Source organism: Rossellomorea sp. GAMAL-10_SWC (genome assembly GCF_049568075.1).
Classification (GTDB): domain Bacteria; phylum Bacillota; class Bacilli; order Bacillales; family Bacillaceae_G; genus Gottfriedia.
In genome coordinates this window covers 4356214-4375154 of the sequence record NZ_CP144911.1, presented here as the reverse complement: position 1 = coordinate 4375154, position 18941 = coordinate 4356214, and the positions used below count along the sequence as shown (strand labels likewise).

14 protein-coding genes and 1 rRNA gene are annotated in these 18941 nt (G+C 35.5%); 7 read left to right on the top strand and 8 right to left on the bottom strand.

Annotated elements, in window-relative coordinates:
- Positions 1–75 precede the first annotated feature (75 nt).
- The 8 genes from noc to rpmH form a co-directional block, all read right to left on the bottom strand.
- Positions 76–918: a nucleoid occlusion protein gene (gene noc, locus V5E38_RS21270; protein ID WP_499211357.1), complete on the bottom strand. Its 843-nt coding sequence runs from the start codon at positions 916–918 to the stop codon at positions 76–78.
- An 85-nt stretch (positions 919–1003) separates the two neighbouring features.
- A complete protein-coding gene (gene rsmG / locus V5E38_RS21265) occupies positions 1004–1723 on the bottom strand; it encodes a 16S rRNA (guanine(527)-N(7))-methyltransferase RsmG (RefSeq protein WP_499211356.1) in 720 nt (239 codons plus the stop codon).
- Positions 1724–1744: 21 nt separating this feature from the next.
- Complete coding sequence (mnmG, locus tag V5E38_RS21260) at positions 1745–3631, bottom strand: tRNA uridine-5-carboxymethylaminomethyl modification enzyme MnmG/GidA (RefSeq protein WP_499211355.1); 1887 nt, start codon at positions 3629–3631, stop codon at positions 1745–1747.
- A 20-nt stretch (positions 3632–3651) separates the two neighbouring features.
- Positions 3652–5028 carry a tRNA uridine-5-carboxymethylaminomethyl(34) synthesis GTPase MnmE gene (gene mnmE, locus V5E38_RS21255; RefSeq protein ID WP_097976417.1) on the bottom strand — a complete coding sequence of 459 codons (1377 nt, stop codon included), beginning with the start codon at positions 5026–5028 and terminating at the stop codon, positions 3652–3654.
- Positions 5029–5194: 166 nt separating this feature from the next.
- Positions 5195–5833: an RNA-binding cell elongation regulator Jag/EloR gene (gene jag, locus V5E38_RS21250; RefSeq protein ID WP_098859932.1), complete on the bottom strand. Its 639-nt coding sequence runs from the start codon at positions 5831–5833 to the stop codon at positions 5195–5197.
- The gene (gene spoIIIJ, locus V5E38_RS21245) at positions 5830–6615 is read right to left on the bottom strand and encodes a YidC family membrane integrase SpoIIIJ (RefSeq protein ID WP_069033639.1); all 786 of its coding nucleotides are present in this window, start codon (positions 6613–6615) and stop codon (positions 5830–5832) included. The genes jag and spoIIIJ overlap by 4 nt, the downstream gene beginning before the upstream one ends.
- A 39-nt stretch (positions 6616–6654) precedes the next feature.
- The gene (rnpA, locus tag V5E38_RS21240) at positions 6655–7035 is read right to left on the bottom strand and encodes a ribonuclease P protein component (RefSeq protein WP_088012678.1); all 381 of its coding nucleotides are present in this window, start codon (positions 7033–7035) and stop codon (positions 6655–6657) included.
- 141 nt (positions 7036–7176) lie between these two features.
- Positions 7177–7311 carry a 50S ribosomal protein L34 gene (gene rpmH, locus V5E38_RS21235; protein ID WP_056467137.1) on the bottom strand — a complete coding sequence of 45 codons (135 nt, stop codon included), beginning with the start codon at positions 7309–7311 and terminating at the stop codon, positions 7177–7179.
- A 745-nt stretch (positions 7312–8056) separates the two neighbouring features.
- On the opposite strand from rpmH, the gene dnaA reads away from it, so the two are divergent.
- The 7 genes from dnaA to V5E38_RS21200 all read left to right on the top strand — a co-directional run bounded on the left by dnaA (position 8057) and on the right by V5E38_RS21200 (position 18828).
- Positions 8057–9403 carry a chromosomal replication initiator protein DnaA gene (dnaA, locus tag V5E38_RS21230; protein WP_499211354.1) on the top strand — a complete coding sequence of 449 codons (1347 nt, stop codon included), beginning with the start codon at positions 8057–8059 and terminating at the stop codon, positions 9401–9403.
- 156 nt (positions 9404–9559) lie between these two features.
- Positions 9560–10705 carry a DNA polymerase III subunit beta gene (gene dnaN, locus V5E38_RS21225; RefSeq protein WP_097976410.1) on the top strand — a complete coding sequence of 382 codons (1146 nt, stop codon included), beginning with the start codon at positions 9560–9562 and terminating at the stop codon, positions 10703–10705.
- A 218-nt stretch (positions 10706–10923) separates the two neighbouring features.
- Positions 10924–11142, top strand: a complete 219-nt coding sequence (gene yaaA, locus V5E38_RS21220) for an RNA-binding S4 domain-containing protein (RefSeq protein WP_499211353.1) — start codon at positions 10924–10926, stop codon at positions 11140–11142.
- Positions 11143–11159: 17 nt separating this feature from the next.
- Positions 11160–12281 carry a DNA replication/repair protein RecF gene (gene recF / locus V5E38_RS21215; RefSeq protein WP_097976408.1) on the top strand — a complete coding sequence of 374 codons (1122 nt, stop codon included), beginning with the start codon at positions 11160–11162 and terminating at the stop codon, positions 12279–12281.
- A 98-nt stretch (positions 12282–12379) separates the two neighbouring features.
- Positions 12380–14299: a DNA topoisomerase (ATP-hydrolyzing) subunit B gene (gene gyrB / locus V5E38_RS21210; RefSeq protein WP_097976508.1), complete on the top strand. Its 1920-nt coding sequence runs from the start codon at positions 12380–12382 to the stop codon at positions 14297–14299.
- Between the two features lie 69 nt (positions 14300–14368).
- A complete protein-coding gene (gene gyrA / locus V5E38_RS21205) occupies positions 14369–16876 on the top strand; it encodes a DNA gyrase subunit A (RefSeq protein ID WP_499211352.1) in 2508 nt (835 codons plus the stop codon).
- A gap of 402 nt (positions 16877–17278) precedes the next feature.
- Positions 17279–18828 (top strand): 16S ribosomal RNA (locus V5E38_RS21200).
- Positions 18829–18941: the final 113 nt, after the last annotated feature.

The following is an 18941-nucleotide window of genomic DNA, read 5'->3' as shown; positions in this document are numbered from 1 at the left end:
ATGAATAGATTCATCGTTGTGCTTAGATTTAAAAATGAAAAAAAATTCACCACTGAAAAGAGGTGAATTTAATGTTTATTTTTTTGGTATTTTAATTGTTATCTGGTAATAGTCATCATGCTCTTCTTCTTGACTATCAATATTCATACCTGTTTTAGTAACCATTTGTAAAGATTCTCGAATCGTATTCATCGCAATTCTAATGTCTTTACTTATGGCCTTAAATTTACGTTTAGCCTTCGGTTTCTTCTCAGTAAGTAGTGTAACTACTCGTTCTTCTGTTTGTTTAACATTCAACTGTTTTTCAATTATTTCGTGAAGAAGAGTAATTTGTAATTGAGGCAACTTTAATGGAATAAGTGCTCGTGCATGACGTTCCGTAATCGACTTATCCAATAATGCTTGTTGTATTTCCTCAGGAAGTTTCAACAATCTCAGCTTATTTGCAACAGTCGATTGACCTTTACCTAGTCGCTGAGCTAGAGCCTCTTGAGTTAAATTATGTAGATCAATTAGTTTTTGGTAAGCTACGGCTTCTTCAAAAGGAGATAGTTCTTCACGTTGTAAATTTTCAATCAGAGCGACGGAGGCAGTCTCTGTATCGTTAAACGTTTTCACAATTGCAGGAATTGTATCCCAACCTAAAGATGAAACAGCCCTGAATCTTCTTTCCCCGGCAATTATTTCATAAAAGTTTGGTCTAATTTCCCTAACAACAATTGGTTGAATAATACCATGAGTTCGAATCGTTAGCGCTAGTTCTTTAATTTTTTCATCATCAAAGAATGTTCTAGGCTGATACTGATTCGGTACAATGTCCGATACTGGAATTTGGCGAATAACTTCATTACTCGAAACCGAATCTTCATTAATTTCTTTTTCTGATAAGCCAAATAACCTAGATAATGTGCTTTTCAATGTGATTCCCACCCTTTTAGAATTTCGTTCACAATAGAATAAACATAACAAATGTTTCACGTGAAACATTTGTTAGTTTATCATATTAACCCTCTAATGGTTCTTTACCAGGGGTACCCGGTTTGCGAGGGTACTTAGTTGGCGTTTTACGTTTCTTTTCTACTATAACAATATTTCGATCACTATCTTCGCTTGGGAGAGTGAAGTGATTAATTGATTTAACTTCTCCACCAAGTGTTTTTATAGCATAATTTGCTTTTTCCAACTCTTCTTGACCAGCAGCACCTTTAAGTGCAACAAAATGGCCATTTTGTCTAACAAGTGGTAAGCACAATTCAGTTAACACAGACATTCTAGCAACTGCTCTAGCAGTTACAACATCGAAAAATTCTCTCATACCAGTTCTTTTAGCAAAAGTTTCTGCTCGATCATGAATAAATGATACATTCTCTAATTGTAATTCCTTCGCTAAATGGTCTAGAAATGTAATCCTTTTTTGAAGGGAGTCTACGATTGTTAATTTGATAGATGGAAAGCATATTTTAATTGGGATAGAGGGGAAGCCCGCTCCTGCACCAATGTCACATAAAGTAATTTCATCAGCGAAGTCGAAATAAAAAGCAGCGCTAATTGAATCATAAAAATGCTTTAAATATACTTCATCTTCTTCTGTAATAGCAGTTAAATTCATTTTATTATTCCACTCAACTAATGTGTGGAAATATATATCAAATTGTTTTAATTGAAAATCAGACAAATGGATTCCTTTATCTTTAAGAGCAGCGATAAATTGTTCTTTATTCACTAGTAATACCCCTATCTATTATTAGTTCGATATTCTTGCAATTTTTCCTTGTTCTAAATAAACAAGTAGAATTGAAATATCTGCTGGATTAACACCAGATATACGAGAAGCTTGACCTACTGATAGAGGACGCACTTGCTCAAGCTTTTGTCTTGCCTCAGTAGCAAGGCCGTGAATAGCTTGATAATCGATATTTTCAGGAATTTTCTTTAAATCCATTCTTTTCATACGTTCTACTTGATTTAATGATTTTTCAATATAACCTTCGTACTTAATTTGTATTTCAACTTGCTCTTTAACATCTGAATGTAAGTCTTTTTCAGATGGAGCAATAAGATGAATATGTTCATAAAGCATTTCAGGACGACGTAAAAGATCTGCTGCACGAATGCCATCTTTCAGTTCGCTACCACCATTTTTTGTAATTAAATCCTGTACTTCTTTTGTCGGTCTTAATTGCGTTGCTTTTAAACGCTCTATTTCTTCTTCAATTAACATTTTCTTTTGTTCAAACTCTGCATATCTTTCATCATTTATTAAACCAAGTCTTTGACCGATTTTAGTTAAACGTAAATCAGCATTATCGTGACGTAATAATAATCGATATTCTGCTCTAGAAGTAAGAAGACGGTATGGTTCATTTGTCCCTTTCGTTACTAGGTCATCTATTAAAACACCAATATAAGCTTCAGAGCGATCTAAAATTAACTCTTCTTTATCTAGCGAACGACATGCAGCGTTGATTCCTGCGATTAAACCTTGACCCGCTGCTTCTTCATAACCCGAAGTTCCGTTAATTTGACCAGCAGTATACAGGTTCTTAATTTGCTTAAGTTCCAATGTTGGACGTAATTGAGTGGGTACAATCGCGTCATATTCAATTGCATATCCAGTTCTCATCATTTGAACATTTTCAAGACCTGCAATCGAACGAAGCATCTTTTCCTGTACATCTTCAGGTAAACTAGTTGATAATCCTTGTACATAAACTTCTTGAGTATTTCTTCCTTCTGGCTCTAAGAAAATTTGATGTCTCGGTTTATCATTAAATCGAACAACTTTATCCTCAATAGAAGGACAATAGCGTGGCCCAGTACCTTTAATCATACCAGAGTACATCGGCGAACGGTGTAAGTTATCGTCGATGATTTGATGTGTAATCTCACTTGTATAAGTTAACCAACAAGGAATTTGTTCTGTTTCAACTGGTTCTGTTTCGAATGAAAATGCACGAGGTACATCATCACCAGGTTGTATTTCTGTTTTTGAATAATCAATACTATGACTATTTACACGAGGAGGTGTACCTGTTTTAAAACGAACAAGTTCAATTCCTAATTCCTCTAAGTGCTCGGAAAGCTTAATTGCTGGTTGTTGATTATTAGGACCACTTGAGTATTTTAATTCTCCTACAATAATTTCTCCGCGTAAGAAAGTACCAGTTGTAATGACAACTGTCTTTGAACGATAAATTGCACCAGTTTGTGTAATTACACCTGTGCATTGTCCATCTTCTACAATTAATCTTTCTACTAAACCTTGCTTTAGTGTAAGATTCTCCGTATTTTCAATGGTTTTCTTTAATTCGTGCTGATAAGCAAATTTATCCGCTTGAGCACGCAATGCGCGTACTGCCGGACCTTTACCTGTATTTAACATTCTCATTTGAATATGTGTTTTATCGATATTTCGACCCATTTCACCGCCAAGTGCATCAATTTCACGTACAACAATCCCCTTGGCAGGACCACCTACTGATGGGTTACAGGGCATAAATGCGACCATATCGAGATTTATTGTCAGCATTAATGTTTTTGCACCCATTCGAGCAGATGACAAACCGGCTTCACATCCAGCATGACCAGCTCCAATAACGATTACATCATAATTGCCTGCTTCAAAACTCATTTTTTCTCCTCCTAACCATTTTATTTTCCTAAACAGAATTGAGAAAATAACTGGTTGATTAAACTTTCCTGAACTGTATCGCCAACGATTTCACCTAACAATTCCCATGCTCTTGTTAAGTCAATCTGTACTAAGTCAATCGGCATACCATTTTTCATTGCCTCTATTGCATCATTAATTGTATGTTCTGATTGTTTTAATAGCGCAATATGTCTAGCATTAGATAAATAAGTTAAATCTTGTGCCTCAATTTGCCCTTCAAAATATAAGTTGGCTATTGCTTTTTCTAAATCATCAATTCCTTTTTCTTCTTTTAAGGAAGTCGTAACAATTGTAGCATTACCAACTAAAGCTTTTACTTCATTCAGATCAAGTTTTTGTGACAAATCTGTTTTGTTAATGATCACAATTACATCTTTACCGCTCATTTCGGCAAATAATTTACGGTCTTCTTCACTTAGTTGCTCATTATTATTTAAAACAAATAAAACTAAATCAGCCAAATTCAATACTTTTTTAGATCTTTCAACACCGATTGCTTCGACAACATCCTTAGTTTCACGAATACCGGCTGTATCTATTAGGCGTAATGGTACACCTTTTACATTTACGTATTCTTCAATAACATCACGCGTTGTACCTGGAATATCAGTAACAATTGCCTTGCTTTCCTGAACTAGTGTGTTTAAAAGTGATGATTTCCCAACATTCGGTCTACCTATAATGACAGTAGATAGTCCTTCACGTAAAATCTTACCTTGTTTTGATGTTTCTAGCAGTTTTTGTATTTCAACTCGAACTGTTTTTGCTTTTTCAATTAAAACAGTATTGGTCATTTCTTCAACATCATCATATTCAGGGTAATCAATATTTACTTCAATATGAGCTAAAATCTCAAGTAATGTTTGCCTTAAGCTATTAACTAACTTCGATAATCGACCTTCTACTTGATTCATTGCGATCGCCATTGCCCTGTCAGTCTTTGAACGAATTAGGTCCATTACTGCTTCTGCCTGAGATAGGTCGATTCGTCCATTAAGAAATGCTCTTTTTGTAAATTCACCAGGCTCCGCTAATCTAGCCCCTTGTGATAGTACTAATTCAAGTACTTTGTTAACCGAAAAAATTCCACCATGACAATTTATTTCGACAACATCTTCACGTGTAAACGTTTTTGGGGCTCTTAAGATCGAGACCATAACTTCCTCAACAGTATTACCGGAACTTGGATCGACTAAATGTCCGTAATGAATTGTGTGTGAATCTACTATATTTAAATCTTTTTCTTTAAATAATTTATTCGCTATTTGAACAGCTTCATCGCCACTTAATCGAACGATGGCAATTGCACCTTCACCTTTTGGGGTCGATATGGCTGTAATTGTATCGAATTCCATCAAAAAATCACCTCGGAGCATGTTAAACTAAAGTTAACATGTTACTTCTAAATCTATAGCATAGCATAAAGAATTTTATAATTGAATGTTTTTATATTATAACCGTACGAAAGTACAAGTAAACTTAAATGACTTGAATGAAGAACATTAAAAAACCAATTAAGGCTCAGCCCTTAATTGGTTTCTTTAAATCTATAACTAATTGACGATGTGGATCTTGCCCTACAGACTTTGTAGAGATATTTGGCATATCTGTCAGTATATGATGTATTATTTTTCTTTCGAAAGAAGGCATTGGCTCTAAAGAGATCGCTTTTCTTGTTTTTAAAACTGTTTGAGCAGTCTTTTTTGCAAGAATTTCTAGTGACTCCTTACGTTTTAATCGATAATTCTCTGCGTCAACGACAACATGAATCAATTGTTTTGAATGACGATTTACAAATGTTTGAACTAAGAATTGAAGAGCATTTAAAGTATTACCTCTTTTTCCAATAATAAGGGCAACTTTATCACCCTTTACTGTAAATAAGAAGGTTTGTTCCTTCGTACCTTGCAATTCGAAATTTACATCTGCAGTTTCATCAAGACTTTTAACAATATTTAAAAGGTAGTCGTATGCTTTTTCGATTAAAGTCTTCTTTTTAACAACTAATACTTTAGCAGGTTTAGCACCAAATCCTAAAAATCCTTTTTTGCCGTCTTCGATTACTGTAATTTCTACGTCTTCTTCTGTTGAACTAAGTTGCTGAAGTGCTATTTGAACTGCTTGTTCGATTGTTTGACCAGTAGCAGTTACTTCTCTCACTTACTAGCCCCTCCTACATTGTTATTTTTAACGGTAGTATTACCTCTATTAACAAATAATGTTTGAAGAATCATAAATGTATTACCAACTACCCAATATAAAGCTAAAGCAGATGGAAGTCTAACAGCAAATATTAAAATCATGATTGGCATAACATAAAGCATGATTTTCATTTGTTGAGCAGCAGGTCCCGTCATTGAACCAGTACTCATTGATACCTTTTGTTGAATGAAAGTTGTAATACCAGCGATGATTGGTAAAGCATAAATTGGATCCGGATGTCCTAATTGGAACCATAAGAAGTCATGGGCTTTAATTTCCATTGTTCTCATAATTGCATGATAGAAAGCAATTAAGATTGGCATTTGAATAAAAATTGGTAAACAACCAGATAGTGGGTTTACACCATGTTGTTGGTACAACTTCATTGTTTCTTCATTTAATTTTTGGACAGTTTTTTGGTCCTTAGAAGAATATTTTTCTTTAAGTTTGGCCATTTCAGGCTGGATTGACTGCATCGCTTTCGTGCTTTTAATTTGTTTAATCATTAACGGTAGTAATGCTAAACGGATTAAAAGTGTTACGACGATAATCGACATTCCATAACTTCCACCAAAAATTTTAGATACAGCTGTGATTAACCATGATAGTGGATAAACGAAATACTCATTCCAAATCCCCGTACTTTCAGATGTAATCGGTTGGTTGGTTTGCGAACATCCAGCTAACACGACTACTAATAAAAGAACTGTAACTAGCAATTGGTACTTCTTAGTCTTCAAACTAGTTCCTCCTTTAAGAAGTTACATTTAAATATGTAATTACTTAATTTGATTTTTATCTAATTTATGTTTTGAATCACGTATTTTAAGCGCTTCCGCCCTTTTCAATACATGAATTAAACTTTTTTTAAATTCATTAAAAGGTAGTTCAGTACAGGGCTTTCTTGCGATTACAACATAATCCATATTCACACGAAGATCATCACTTAATTCAGTAAGAGCTTGTCTTATATACCGCTTAATATGATTTCGTTCTACAGCATTACCTAACTTCTTACTAACAGATAATCCTATACGAAATTGCTTTTGATCTTCCTTTTTTAATGTATAGATTACAAATTGTCGATTTGCAGTTGACGATCCCTCTTGAAAAACGCGACTAAAATCTGCATTCTTTTTTATTCTGTTTTTCTTGTTCATGTTCTACTGACACCTCAAATGATTCCTTCAATTATCATAACAATTTTTTTATAAAAAATGAGGCCTTTTTTACTTACAAATTGTGACATAAAAGCAAAAAAGGCCTTCTTATTAGTGAAAAAGACCACTGTTGACAGTGGCCTACGCAGATAATACTTTTCTTCCTTTACGACGACGAGCAGCTAGAACTTTACGTCCATTTGCAGTGCTCATACGGCTACGGAAACCATGTACTTTACTGCGTTTACGTTTGTTTGGTTGAAATGTTCTTTTCATTATATGACACCTCCCTGAGGAATTACTGTTATAGACAGTCCTATAAATTATAAAGAATAACTACTATTAATGTCAATGTAAGATGTTAAATCATGATGAATAATTATTTCCAATTTATGAAGAATGGTTGATCCAGTGAGTTTTAATAGGAAAAAAATAAAATAAAGTCACCTAATTTAATATAAGAAATGCGATTTACTCCTATCATTTCCCTCCAATAAATTTATAAACGATTAATCTAAGCAAAAAAATGGTGTCGAAAGATTTTTTGAAACGTGCTTTTAAGTGAATAAAAAAATCTACAAAAAACTACTACTTTCCCTTTTCTTAAAATTGTTAAGTGCTCTGTGGATAATATTTTTCAACATATTTTTTACCCACAGCAGTTACTGACAACTTTTACACAAGTTCTTTTTCTGTGGACAATTTTTTTAAACAAGTGGATTAGCATGTGGATAACATTAACTATTCATTGAAATAGCTAAAGATTTTTGATATTATTAATTTGTTTTCCACTTTGGACAAGTTGTTTATTATTTTTATTTGTCCACAGATGTTAATAACTTGTGGACAGGTTTTACACTTGTACCATTTTAAAGTTATCCACATGGGTGAATACTGTCAAATAAAGTGGTTTTTTGCAGTTTTATAAAATAACGCATATTCAAAGACATGAATAAAAATAAATACTTAATTTGTGTGCTTGTACAAAAGTTGAACAAGCTTTGTAAGGAGGGATTACTGTTTGGAGAATATAGGGGATCTGTGGTCCAGGGTTCTAGCAGAAATAGAAAAAAAAATAAGTAAACCAAGCTTTGAAACATGGCTAAAATCAACAAAGGCATTTTCTTTAAAGAATGATACTTTAACAATTATTGCCCCAAATGAATTCGCCCGTGATTGGCTTGAGTCAAAGTACTCATCATTGATAATGGATACAGTTTTAGAAATAACTGGAGCCGAATTAGAAATTAAGTTTATCCTTCCTCAAAATCATGTAGAAGAAATAGAGATGAATATACCGGCAGTTAAAGCAAAAGTAAAATTTGAGGAACCAGTAGAGTTCAATCAAAGTATGTTAAACCCTAAATATACTTTTGATACTTTCGTAATTGGTTCAGGTAACCGTTTCGCCCATGCAGCATCATTAGCGGTTGCTGAGGCACCTGCAAAAGCCTATAACCCATTATTTATATATGGGGGCGTTGGGTTAGGAAAAACCCACTTAATGCACGCAATTGGACACTATGTACTTGAGCATAATCCAAATGCCAAAGTCGTTTATTTATCATCAGAAAAGTTTACAAATGAGTTCATTAATTCAATTCGTGATAATAAAGCAATTGAATTTAGAAATAAATATCGTAATGTAGACGTACTACTTATAGATGATATTCAGTTCTTAGCTGGAAAAGAACAAACACAGGAAGAATTTTTCCATACGTTTAATACTCTTCATGAAGAAAGTAAACAAATCATTATCTCAAGTGACCGACCACCTAAAGAAATTCCTACATTAGAAGATCGACTTCGTTCACGATTTGAATGGGGCCTTATTACAGACATTACACCACCGGATTTAGAAACTAGGATAGCGATCTTACGTAAAAAGGCTAAGGCCGAGGGGTTAGATATTCCAAATGAGGTAATGTTATATATAGCAAATCAAATTGATACAAATATCCGTGAATTAGAGGGAGCACTTATTCGCGTAGTTGCTTATTCATCGTTAATTAATAAGGATATTAATGCTAGTGTGGCCGCTGAAGCCTTAAAGAATTTAATTACAGCAACAAAACCTAAAACAGTATCAATACACGATATTCAACGAACAGTTGGAGAATTTTTTAGTATTAAATTAGAGGATTTTAAAGCAAAGAAACGTACAAAATCCGTAGCCTTCCCAAGACAGATTGCAATGTATCTTTCAAGAGAGCTTACAGACCATTCTTTACCTAAAATAGGAGAAGAGTTTGGAGGCCGCGATCATACAACTGTTATTCATGCGCATGAAAAAATTTCAAAATTAATTGAAAATGACTCACAGCTGCAATCTCAAATTAAAGAAATCAATGAAAAATTAAATCAGTAGAGTTATTTACCTGTGCATAACTTTCTATCTTTTTTACACAGTCTATCCACATGTTGATAGACTTATTTTTCTTTAATAAAATAGAGTTATCCACAAATTCACAGGTCCTACTACTATTACTATATTATTTTATAAATTATATAAGGAGTACAAACAATGAAATTTACTGTACAAAAAGATCATCTTGTTAAAGCTGTACAAGAGGTTATGAGAGCTGTTTCATCAAGAACAACTATTCCAATCTTAACGGGTATTAAACTAGTCGTTACAAATGAAGGACTAACTTTCACAGGTAGTGATTCAGATATATCGATAGAATCTTATTTACCAACAGTATTAGATGACCAACAACTAGTTGATGTAAAACAAACTGGAAGTATTGTATTAAATGCTCGATATTTTAGTGATATTGTAAAAAAATTACCTTCAGATTTTGTCGAACTAGAGTCTGATAATAATTATGTAACAACAATAAAAGCCGGAAAAACTGAATTTAGCTTAAATGGCTTTGATTCTGAGGAATATCCACTACTTCCTCAAATTGAAGAACATGAAACAATTTCTATTTCTGCAGATTTATTAAAATTTATGATTCGTCAAACAGTTTTTGCAGTATCAACTTCAGAAACTAGACCAATTTTAACCGGTGTAAACTGGAAAATCGAAAATGGTGATCTAACATGTATAGCGACAGATAGCCACCGACTAGCTTTAAGACAGGCTAAAATTGACGGAAGCTCTACAACAAGTGAATTTAAAGCTAGCGTAGTAATTCCTGGGAAAAGTCTAAATGAATTAAGTAAAATTCTAGATGACAATGATGAAAAAGTTGAAATCGTCTTAACAGAACATCAAGCTTTATTTAAGACAAAACATCTATTATTCTTTACCCGATTATTAGAAGGAAATTATCCGGATACATCAAAGTTAATTCCAAGTGAAAGTAAAACGGAACTAACTGTAATGACGAAAGAATTCTTACAAGCTATTGATCGTGCTTCTTTATTAGCAAGGGAAGGTAGAAATAATGTTGTTCACCTAGAAACGGTTGGTAACTCAGTTGTCAATGTTTCTTCGTATTCTCCTGAAATCGGTAAAGTAGTAGACGAGATTGTTTGCGAGGATATTAAAGGCGAAGAGTTAAAAATTTCTTTTAGTGCCAAATATGTTATGGATGCATTAAAAGCAATTGAAAGCCCAGAAATTTATATTCAATTTACGGGGGCTATGAGACCATTTTTAATTCGTACTGTAAATGATTCAAGAACATTGCAATTAATTTTACCAGTTCGCACATACTAGTTAGTAAATACTATCGAAAGGGGCTGACCTAATAGAATGTACTAGCAATCTCCAACCAGTAGAATGAATAAGGAATTTATTCTACAAATTTGTTTGGGGAGTGCATAGTACATTTAGGTCAGTCTTTTTGTACTTAATAGACAAAATAAGGGTTAAGTGTTTTTTTTCTTACAGAAGTTTAGTACAATTAAGGAATGGATAAATGAGGGTGATAAAAAATGAAAACAGAAAAAGTTAAAATAAATACAGAGTATATTACATTAGGTCAATTTTTAAAGCTTGCGGGTGTAATTGATACAGGCGGAATGGCCAAATGGTTTCTATCGGAGCATGAAATTTTTGTGAACAATGAACCTGAGAACAGAAGAGGAAAAAAATTAGTCCTAAATGATACAATTTCTATAACTGGAAAAGGTTTGTATATTATAACTTCATAAGTTTTGGGGGAATCCCATTGTATATTAAAGATTTACAACTAAAACAATATCGTAATTATGAAAAACTTGAATTAAATTTTCAAAATAATGTTAATGTCATTATTGGTGAGAATGCTCAAGGTAAAACAAATTTAATGGAATCCATTTATGTGCTAGCTTTAACAAAGTCTCATCGAACAAGTAATGACAAAGAAATGATACGTTGGGATGAAGAATATGGTACAATAAAGGGTACGTTACAGAAAAAAAATCAGCAAGTAACACTACAGCTAATCCTCTCAAAGAAAGGTAAGAAAGCAAAGCTGAACCATCTTGAACAGATGAAGTTAAGTCAATATATAGGCGTGATGAATGTCGTTATGTTTGCACCGGAAGATTTACACTTAGTAAAAGGTAGTCCGCAAGTGCGTCGTAAATTCCTAGATATGGAACTAGGACAAGTTTCGCCTGTTTACCTACATGAACTGAGTCAGTACCAAAGAATCCTCCAACAGCGAAATTCACTACTAAAAACATTACAAACCAGCCGAGATAGGAACTATTTAATGCTTGAAGTCCTAACATCTCAGCTTGTAAAACATGCCGTAAAAATAATTGAAAAACGAATTTCGTTCATCAAATTACTACAGGATTGGGCATCGCCTATTCATAGTCAAATTTCTAGAGAGACCGAAAAGCTAGAAATTATATATAAACCAAGCATTAATGTATCAGATTTAACACATTTGACGAAAATGGAAGATGAGTACATAAAACAATTCGAAGCTGAAAAAGAGCGTGAAGTATCAAGAGGTACTACATTGCTTGGTCCGCATAGAGATGACCTAGTTTTTATGGTAAACGATAAAAACGTTCAAACTTTTGGATCGCAAGGACAGCAGCGGACAACAGCTCTTTCATTAAAACTAGCAGAAATTGAACTGATTAAAGAGGAAGTTGGAGAATATCCTATTCTTTTATTAGATGATGTTCTTTCAGAGCTAGATGACTATCGTCAAACACACTTATTAAATGCAATTCAAAATAAAGTACAGACTTTTGTTACAACAACAAGTGTCGACGGAATTCAGCACGAAACGATAAAACAAGCTAATATTATAAATGTTTCACATGGAACAATTATAAGTACTTCTCGATAAATAATTTATGAAATTTCTACTACGCCGCCTAGTAAGCATAGCTGAAATTTACTAATTCTTTTATGTAAAATAAAAAAAGTAGGTGAGTGTTCATGACAATGGATCAAAAAATGCAAGAACATAATTATGATGAAAATCAGATTCAAGTTCTTGAAGGTTTAGAAGCCGTACGTAAAAGACCGGGTATGTATATCGGTTCTACGAGCGGAAAAGGATTACATCACTTAGTATGGGAAATCGTTGATAACAGTATTGATGAGGCATTGGCTGGATACTGTGATGAGATTAATTTAATAATTGAAGAAGATAATAGTATTACAGTTAAAGATAATGGCCGTGGGATTCCAGTAGGTATCCATGAAAAAATGGGTAGACCTGCACTAGAAGTAATTATGACGGTACTTCATGCGGGTGGAAAATTTGGCGGTGGTGGATACAAGGTATCTGGTGGATTACACGGGGTAGGTGCATCAGTAGTAAATGCTTTGTCTACTTTGCTAGAAGTTCATGTACATCGTGAAGGTACTATTTATTATCAACAATTTTCTAAAGGTATACCTGTTGCAGATATGAGTATCGTTGGTGAAACTGATGTTACGGGTACAATTACTCATTTCAAACCTGATGCAGAAATTTTCACTGAAACAACAGTTTATGACTTTGATACATTAGCAAACCGTTTAAGAGAATTAGCGTTCCTTAATAGAGGTATTCGCTTAACAATCGAAGACCGTAGAGAAAACAAACAAAAGAAAGAATTCCATTACGAAGGTGGAATTAAATCTTACGTTGAACATTTAAATCGTTCTAAAGAAGTAATACATGACGAACCAATTTTTGTGATTGGTGAAAAAGATGGAATTAGTGTAGAAATTGCACTTCAATATAACGAAAGCTATACAAGTAATATTTACTCTTTCACGAATAATATTAATACACATGAAGGTGGTACGCACGAGGTTGGATTTAAAACAGCTTTAACTCGTGTTATTAATGATTATGGTCGTAAGAATGGTTTAATTAAGGAACAAGATAGCAACTTATCGGGTGAGGATGTACGTGAGGGATTAACGGCGATCGTTTCTGTTAAACATCCAGATCCACAGTTTGAGGGACAAACAAAAACTAAGTTGGGTAATAGTGAAGTTCGTACGATTACAGAGCAAGTTTTTGGAGAAAACCTTGAAAAGTTTTTATTAGAGAATCCGACAGAGGCTAAAAAAATAGTTGAAAAAGGTTTAATGGCGGCTAGGGCTCGAGTTGCTGCTAAAAAGGCTCGTGAATTAACAAGAAGAAAAAGTGCTTTAGAAGTATCAAGTTTACCTGGGAAATTAGCTGATTGTTCTTCAAAAGATTCTTCTATTAGTGAAATTTATATCGTTGAGGGTGACTCAGCGGGTGGAAGTGCTAAACAAGGACGAGATCGCCACTTCCAAGCAATTCTTCCTTTACGTGGAAAAATTATTAATGTAGAAAAGGCTCGACTTGATAAAATTTTATCAAATAACGAGGTTCGTTCAATGATTACTGCTTTTGGTACTGGAATCGGTGATGATTTCGATATCGAGAAAGCACGATATCATAAAATTATATTGATGACGGATGCTGATGTAGATGGTGCCCACATTCGTACTTTATTGTTAACGTTCTTATATCGTTATATGCGTCAAATCATTGAAAGTGGTTATATTTATATTGCTCAACCACCTTTATATAAGATCCAGCAAGGGAAAAAAATACAATATGCTTATAATGATCGACAAATGGATGAAATTATGTCGACTTTAAATGCAGTACCAAAACCTGTTATCCAACGATATAAAGGTTTAGGTGAAATGAACCCTGAACAGTTATGGGAAACTACAATGAATCCAGAAACTAGAACGTTACTACAAGTTAACCTACAAGATGCGATCGAAGCGGATGAAACATTTGAAACATTAATGGGTGAAAAAGTAGAGCCAAGACGTAACTTTATTCAAGATAACGCTAAGTATGTAAAGAATTTAGATATTTAATAAGTAGTTGTAAGGAGCATTATGCTCCTTTTCTCAGGTAGATACGGAAACTAAAGGGAGGTGCCGATGTTGAGTGAAAATCAACAAATTAAAGAAATAAATATTAGTCATGAAATGCGTAATTCCTTCCTAGATTATGCAATGAGTGTAATTGTTTCTCGAGCGTTACCAGATGTACGAGACGGTCTTAAGCCTGTACATAGAAGAATTTTATATGCAATGAATGATTTAGGTATGACAGCTGATAAAGCCTATAAAAAGTCAGCGCGTATCGTTGGTGAAGTAATTGGTAAGTATCACCCACATGGTGACTCTGCTGTATACGAAACAATGGTACGTATGGCTCAGGACTTTAACTTCAGATATATGTTAGTAGATGGCCATGGGAATTTTGGATCAGTCGATGGAGACGCGGCAGCGGCGATGCGTTATACAGAGGCTAGAATGTCTAAAATTTCGATGGAATTGATTCGTGATATTAATAAAAACACGATTGATTTTCAAGATAACTACGATGGTTCAGAAAGAGAGCCAATCGTTCTTCCTGCACGATTCCCTAACTTGTTAGTAAACGGAGCAACGGGTATAGCGGTTGGTATGGCCACAAATATTCCTCCGCACCAATTAGGTGAAATAATTGATGGTGTTCTTGCATTAAGTAAAGAGCCAGAAATCACTACACAAGAATTAATGGAATATATTCAGGGGCCAGATTTTCCTACATCAGGTATGATTCTAGGTAAAAGCGGTATCCGCAAGGCCTATGAAACTGGTAAAGGCTCTATCATTATTAGGGCAAAAGTTGAAATTGAAGAAAAAGCAAATGGTAGACAAACAATAATTGTTACAGAGTTACCATATCAAGTAAATAAAGCTAAGCTTGTTGAACGAATTGCTGAACTAGTTCGAGATAAGAAAATAGAAGGTATTACTGATTTACGCGATGAATCTGATCGAAATGGTATGCGTATTGTCATTGAAGTTAGAAGAGACGCGAACGCAAATGTACTTTTAAATAATCTATATAAGCAAACTGCTCTTCAAACAAGTTTTGGTATTAATTTATTAGCACTTGTAAATGGTGAACCAAAAGTTCTATCCCTAAAGAGCTGTTTAAAACACTATTTAGACCATCAAATTGTTGTTATTAAACGTAGAACACAGTTTGAGTTAGAAAAAGCAGAAGCGCGTGCACATATTTTAGAAGGTTTGAAGGTTGCTTTAGACCATTTAGATGAGGTAATTAGTTTAATTAGAGCTTCTCAAACAGGAGAAATTGCTAAAAATGGTTTAATGGAAACTTTTAATTTATCTGAAAAGCAAGCACAAGCAATTTTAGATATGAGGTTACAACGTTTAACAGGTTTAGAGCGCGAAAAAATTGAAGAAGAATATCAAGAGCTAATCAAGTTAATTGCAGAATTAAGAGCAATTCTTGCGGATGAGGAAAGAGTTCTTGAAATAATTCGAGAAGAATTAACTCAGCTAAAAGAGCAGTATAATGATAAACGAAGAACAGCAATTGTTCCTGGTGGACTTGAAATCATTGAAGATGAAGACTTAATACCAGTGGAGAATATCATTGTAAGTTTAACTCATAATGGATATATTAAACGTCTTCCAGTTTCTACTTACCGATCTCAACGTAGAGGTGGACGTGGTATTCAAGGAATGGGTACTAATAATGATGACTTCTTAGAACACTTACTAACACCTTCAACACATGATACAATTTTATTCTTTACGAATAAGGGAAAAGTATACCGTTCAAAAGGTTATGAGATTCCAGAGTTTAGTCGTACTGCTAAAGGATTACCGATCGTAAACTTACTAGAAATTGACCGAGATGAAAATATTAACGCTATTATTCCAGTAAGTGAATTTTTAGAGGATTGGTACCTATTCTTTACAACAAAACAAGGAATAGCAAAACGTGTACCTTTATCTGCCTTTGCAAACATTCGTACTAACGGGTTAATTGCAATTAATTTAAAAGAAGATGATGACGTAATATCAGTACGTCTAACTGACGGAACAAAAGATATTGTTGTCGGTACTTCAAAAGGTATGATGATTCGCTTTAATGAAGACGATGTTAGATCAATGGGAAGAACGGCAACGGGTGTTAAAGCAATTACACTTTCTGATGATGATTATGTTGTTGGAATGGAAGTTGTTGAAGAACACTTAGATATTCTTGTTGTTACGGAACTTGGTTATGGTAAGCGAACTGCACAGGAAGAATACCGTATTCAAAGCCGTGGTGGTAAAGGTTTAAAAACGCTAAATGTTACAGATAAAAATGGTAAAATGATTTCATTAAAATGTGTAAGTGATGAACAGGATTTAATGTTAATTACTGAGTCTGGTGTAATGATCCGTATGCCAATTGAACAAATTTCACGTTTAGGTCGAGTTACCCAAGGTGTTAAATTAATAAAACTTGATCAAGAAGGTCATGTTGCGACTGTAGCAATTGCTGCAAAAGAAGAAGAGGTAATTGATGAAGAAGCTGAAAATGAAGATGAATTAACGACTCTTGAAAACGAAGATGAAATTGAAACAACAGAAGAATAATTGAGCGGTTACTAAAAAAGAGAGGACATAATTAGGTTCTCTCTTTTTTTTGACTGTATACTGATGAATCATTAAAGCCAGAAAGAGTAAGCGCCGGAAACACTTTCCACAATTTGTTTCCGGCGCTTACTTATTTTATTTTGATTAGTATACCTACATTATTTGTACTACTTTAGACAAGGGGGAAAATGCTGTCGTGAAGGGGAGTTTAATGAAGCACAATGTTTTGTTTATTTTTTTTGAAATTATATTATAAAAACTATTGACCAAGGTTGTTGGATTTGTTATTATATAGAAGTCGCCAAGAGATATGGACGACAAAATGAACTTTGAAAACTAAACAAAACATGAAGTAAACGTCAATTATTAGTTTTTTGAGCAATACAAGATTTAAACTTAACTTTTATGGAGAGTTTGATCCTGGCTCAGGACGAACGCTGGCGGCGTGCCTAATACATGCAAGTCGAGCGGACTAATGGGAGCTTGCTCCCGTTAGTTAGCGGCGGACGGGTGAGTAACACGTGGGCAACCTACCTGTAAGACTGGGATAACTTCGGGAAACCGGAGCTAATACCGGATGACATAAAGGAACTCCTGTTCCTTTATTGAAAGATGGCTTCGGCTATCACTTACAGATGGGCCCGCGGCGCATTAGCTAGTTGGTGAGGTAACGGCTCACCAAGGCGACGATGCGTAGCCGACCTGAGAGGGTGATCGGCCACACTGGGACTGAGACACGGCCCAGACTCCTACGGGAGGCAGCAGTAGGGAATCTTCCGCAATGGACGAAAGTCTGACGGAGCAACGCCGCGTGAGCGATGAAGGCCTTCGGGTCGTAAAGCTCTGTTGTTAGGGAAGAATAAGTGCTAGTTGAATAAGCTGGCACCTTGACGGTACCTAACCAGAAAGCCACGGCTAACTACGTGCCAGCAGCCGCGGTAATACGTAGGTGGCAAGCGTTGTCCGGAATTATTGGGCGTAAAGCGCGCGCAGGCGGTTTCTTAAGTCTGATGTGAAAGCCCCCGGCTCAACCGGGGAGGGTCATTGGAAACTGGGAAGCTTGAGTGCAGAAGAGGAAAGTGGAATTCCAAGTGTAGCGGTGAAATGCGTAGAGATTTGGAGGAACACCAGTGGCGAAGGCGACTTTCTGGTCTGTAACTGACGCTGAGGCGCGAAAGCGTGGGGAGCAAACAGGATTAGATACCCTGGTAGTCCACGCTGTAAACGATGAGTGCTAAGTGTTAGAGGGTTTCCGCCCTTTAGTGCTGAAGTTAACGCATTAAGCACTCCGCCTGGGGAGTACGGTCGCAAGACTGAAACTCAAAGGAATTGACGGGGGCCCGCACAAGTGGTGGAGCATGTGGTTTAATTCGAAGCAACGCGAAGAACCTTACCAGGTCTTGACATCCTCTGACAACCCTAGAGATAGGGCTTTCCCTTCGGGGACAGAGTGACAGGTGGTGCATGGTTGTCGTCAGCTCGTGTCGTGAGATGTTGGGTTAAGTCCCGCAACGAGCGCAACCCTTGATCTTAGTTGCCAGCATTTAGTTGGGCACTCTAAGGTGACTGCCGGTGACAAACCGGAGGAAGGTGGGGATGACGTCAAATCATCATGCCCCTTATGACCTGGGCTACACACGTGCTACAATGGATAGTACAAAGGGTTGCAAGACCGCGAGGTGGAGCTAATCCCATAAAACTATTCTCAGTTCGGATTGTAGGCTGCAACTCGCCTACATGAAGCCGGAATCACTAGTAATCGCGGATCAGCATGCCGCGGTGAATACGTTCCCGGGCCTTGTACACACCGCCCGTCACACCACGAGAGTTTGTAACACCCGAAGTCGGTGGGGTAACCTTTTAGGGGCCAGCCGCCTAAGGTGGGACAGATGATTGGGGTGAAGTCGTAACAAGGTAGCCGTATCGGAAGGTGCGGCTGGATCACCTCCTTTCTATGGAGACATCATGAACCGATGGTTCATGTATGAAAATGTTTCTTCATTGTTTTGTTTAGTTTTGAGAGTTCACTCTCAACTTTGTACCTTGAAAACTAGATAATGTCATT

Coding starts and splice junctions, on each gene's coding strand:
- mnmG (WP_499211355.1), bottom strand. CDS start 3,631: ATGAGTTTTGAAGCAGGCAATTATGATGTAATCGTTATTGGAGCTGGT.
- mnmE (WP_097976417.1), bottom strand. CDS start 5,028: ATGGAATTCGATACAATTACAGCCATATCGACCCCAAAAGGTGAAGGT.
- rnpA (WP_088012678.1), bottom strand. CDS start 7,035: ATGAACAAGAAAAACAGAATAAAAAAGAATGCAGATTTTAGTCGCGTT.
- rpmH (WP_056467137.1), bottom strand. CDS start 7,311: ATGAAAAGAACATTTCAACCAAACAAACGTAAACGCAGTAAAGTACAT.
- dnaN (WP_097976410.1), top strand. CDS start 9,560: ATGAAATTTACTGTACAAAAAGATCATCTTGTTAAAGCTGTACAAGAG.
- yaaA (WP_499211353.1), top strand. CDS start 10,924: ATGAAAACAGAAAAAGTTAAAATAAATACAGAGTATATTACATTAGGT.
- gyrB (WP_097976508.1), top strand. CDS start 12,380: ATGGATCAAAAAATGCAAGAACATAATTATGATGAAAATCAGATTCAA.